The sequence below is a fragment of the Escherichia sp. MR genome, from assembly GCF_005280595.1.
GTDB classification, from domain to species: domain Bacteria; phylum Pseudomonadota; class Gammaproteobacteria; order Enterobacterales; family Enterobacteriaceae; genus Escherichia; species Escherichia ruysiae.
This window is the reverse complement of record NZ_SZVK01000114.1, coordinates 1-2,494: the sequence shown is the minus strand read 5'-3', so window position 1 is coordinate 2,494 and position 2,494 is coordinate 1. Positions and strand designations below refer to the sequence as shown.

The following is a 2,494-nucleotide window of genomic DNA, read 5'->3' as shown; positions in this document are numbered from 1 at the left end:
CGGTGGAGCTGCATGACAAAGTCATCGGGCATTATCTGAACATAAAACACTATCAATAAGTTGGAGTCATTACCGGCAATAAAAATATCCGATATATAACTCATGATACTTGCCCATAAAAAAGCCCTTCCGGAGAAGGGCAGGTTTTTGTATGCGCAATGTTCCATCATCTGCATGGTGCCGGGTGCCTCCCGGTGAGTCCGGCATCAGCATCCGAACCCGCAATATTGCCGCTAAAGCCGAAGGATATTTGCAACCTTGCTGATATGCCCCTCCGCACAGGGGGATTCACCATGCAGGTATTTTTTTAACAAATAAGAAAAATGGTATCAATACCATAATCTCGAAAATACAGAATTTTATCAAATACAATTAATTTGTTATCGGAATATGATAATTATGGATTTTCCTGTATCCGAAACAACAAAATCCACTCAACGGCAGGTTTATACTATTTCGGCACAATATCAAAATTTGCTCAAATAAAGAAAAAGGAGTGATAGTGACCTGTTGATATCCCCGCGCAGCCAAGTTCGAAGGTTGGCGCTCTCTCCCCCAATGAGCTAATGGCGGTATGGTTGGTGGCGCTTGCTGGATTTGAACCAGCGACCTGGCGATTATGGGCCGCTCACACTCACCACTGAGCTAAAGAGGCAGAAAAACAAATTTGCTTCGTTAAAAGTACATATATACAGTCTACATTATCGCATTATTAATAAAAAACAAAAAAATTAATATTTTCTTATCTATTAAGGGTATTAATCGCATTGTATATTTTGATGATTTATATCACCCTGTAAAAAAATAAAGCTTTAGCCATTATCAAAACAAAGACTTCATCACATCTTGCAACAAAAGGATTCAACAAGTATATCTATCACTAGGATAGACCACGTATCAAAAATATCACAAAAAATCTTAACTATGAAAAAAAATGTTTTTATAATATTTTTAAGTATTCTCTGTACAGGAGCCGTTGTGGATCATCCTCACTTAGACAGTAGGATACCAACAAACGAAATAATCAATTGTCTTTCCCGCTCCATCCAGGAAAGTGGTTATATAATGGATCTAAACGGCACCAGGCTGCCTATTAATGCAAAAGAATTCGCAACATACAAAATGTCAAACTTCTCCGGTTCATTCTGGATCGAATATTCAACAGAAGGAAGACCAATAAGGGAGGCTGGTATAAAAGATGCAACACAGGAGAGTTATAAGGTTCTGAATGATGCATTGCGACTATGTAGTGAGACCCTGACAAGATATTGACGTTCACAATCAATGTATTTACAGACCACATATATATTTATCAACAAATCAGTTTTCCGAAATTGTTGAACATAAATCAAGGCTGAACATTTCATCTCCGACAGTCCGCTGGCAAAGATCTTTTTCGGGTTTATCTGTGAATTAACGATGCAAAAAACTGTATATCTGCGGGTTTGTATTAAAATCCTAACACAGACATAAAAAGTCTATCATTGCGCTTAACTTATCGCAGATACGGGAAAAAGTGAGCTAAAGAAAAAGCGACAACGAATTGAAATGGAAAACGAAATATTTAAAAAGGCTACAGTGCTCTTGATGCGGCTCCCTTGAACAGTTCTCGATAATCGGGAAACTCAGGGCGCTCTCTGCCACGTGTTCGGGGTTCATCGCAGTAGCTACAAATACTGGAGGAAAACCAGACGGCAGATGTGCTGTATTACGCAGTTAGGTACTTGAGCTACATGGCATCAGCCACGGTTCAGCCGGAGAAAAAAGCATCGCTACAATGAGTAGAACTGCTATCTGCCCCACCAAACTATCAGGGGGTTTTGATAACCCTTAGCAAGCTAACAAAAAACAACGGGCGTGTTATACGCCCGTTACAGTTTTTAACACATGCAGAAATTACATGTTTTCGATGATCGCGTCACCAAACTCTGAACATTTCAGCAGCTTAGCTCCGTCCATCAGACGTTCGAAGTCATAGGTTACGGTTTTCGCGTTAATCGCGCCTTCCATACCTTTAACAATCAGGTCAGCCGCTTCGGTCCAACCCATATGGCGCAGCAGTATATAAAAACATTAAGTTCAATTCATTGATATTTAATGATAAAAATTATTTTATTGTCTTTTTATTAGCCAAAATCAACTTTATTCAACCGTTTGATTTCATTGACGTTCGTTTTTATTTTGGGGAAAGGTTTTATCTACCATTTATATCAAAATTACAAGCCTACATTTTATTAACATCTCAATACATGTGAGGCCTTGCAGACCTTTGTGAGGCCTTATGTGTCTCAGTTTTGTCCCTCTTTTTTGTACTAAAAAACATAGTAATTGAGGATAAACCTCATGCTATTTTCGCTTATATGCCTCTAAAGGCATGGCACTTAAATAGATAAAAGCACCACAAAATCATAAAAAAACCGGCTTTGTTGAATAAATCAGATTTCGGGTAAGTCTCCCCCGTAGCGGGTTGTGTTTTCAGGCAATACGCACGCTT

Annotated in this window: 2 protein-coding genes, 1 tRNA gene and 2 pseudogenes; 3 read left to right on the top strand and 2 right to left on the bottom strand. The window is 38.9% G+C overall.

Annotation, left to right across the window (positions count from 1 at the left end):
• The first annotated feature begins 2 nt into the window (after positions 1-2).
• Positions 3-59, top strand: coding sequence for an IS1 family transposase (locus FC814_RS23820; RefSeq protein WP_003032489.1), 57 nt, complete (start codon positions 3-5; stop codon positions 57-59).
• A 520-nt stretch (positions 60-579) separates the two neighbouring features.
• Here FC814_RS23820 and FC814_RS22940 read toward each other — a convergent pair.
• Positions 580-652: transfer RNA gene (locus FC814_RS22940), tRNA-Ile, on the bottom strand.
• A gap of 326 nt (positions 653-978) precedes the next feature.
• Here FC814_RS22940 and FC814_RS22375 point away from each other — a divergent pair.
• Positions 979-1,272 (top strand): hypothetical protein, encoded by a 294-nt coding sequence (locus FC814_RS22375; protein WP_024165126.1) that lies wholly within the window; start codon positions 979-981, stop codon positions 1,270-1,272.
• Positions 1,273-1,518: 246 nt separating this feature from the next.
• Positions 1,519-1,783: pseudogene (locus FC814_RS22370) on the top strand (IS3 family transposase); the annotation flags it as partial.
• Between the two features lie 113 nt (positions 1,784-1,896).
• Here the strand turns inward: FC814_RS22370 and FC814_RS22365 are convergent.
• A pseudogene (locus FC814_RS22365) lies at positions 1,897-2,064 on the bottom strand (isocitrate/isopropylmalate family dehydrogenase); the annotation flags it as partial.
• Between the last annotated feature and the right edge of the window lie 430 nt (positions 2,065-2,494).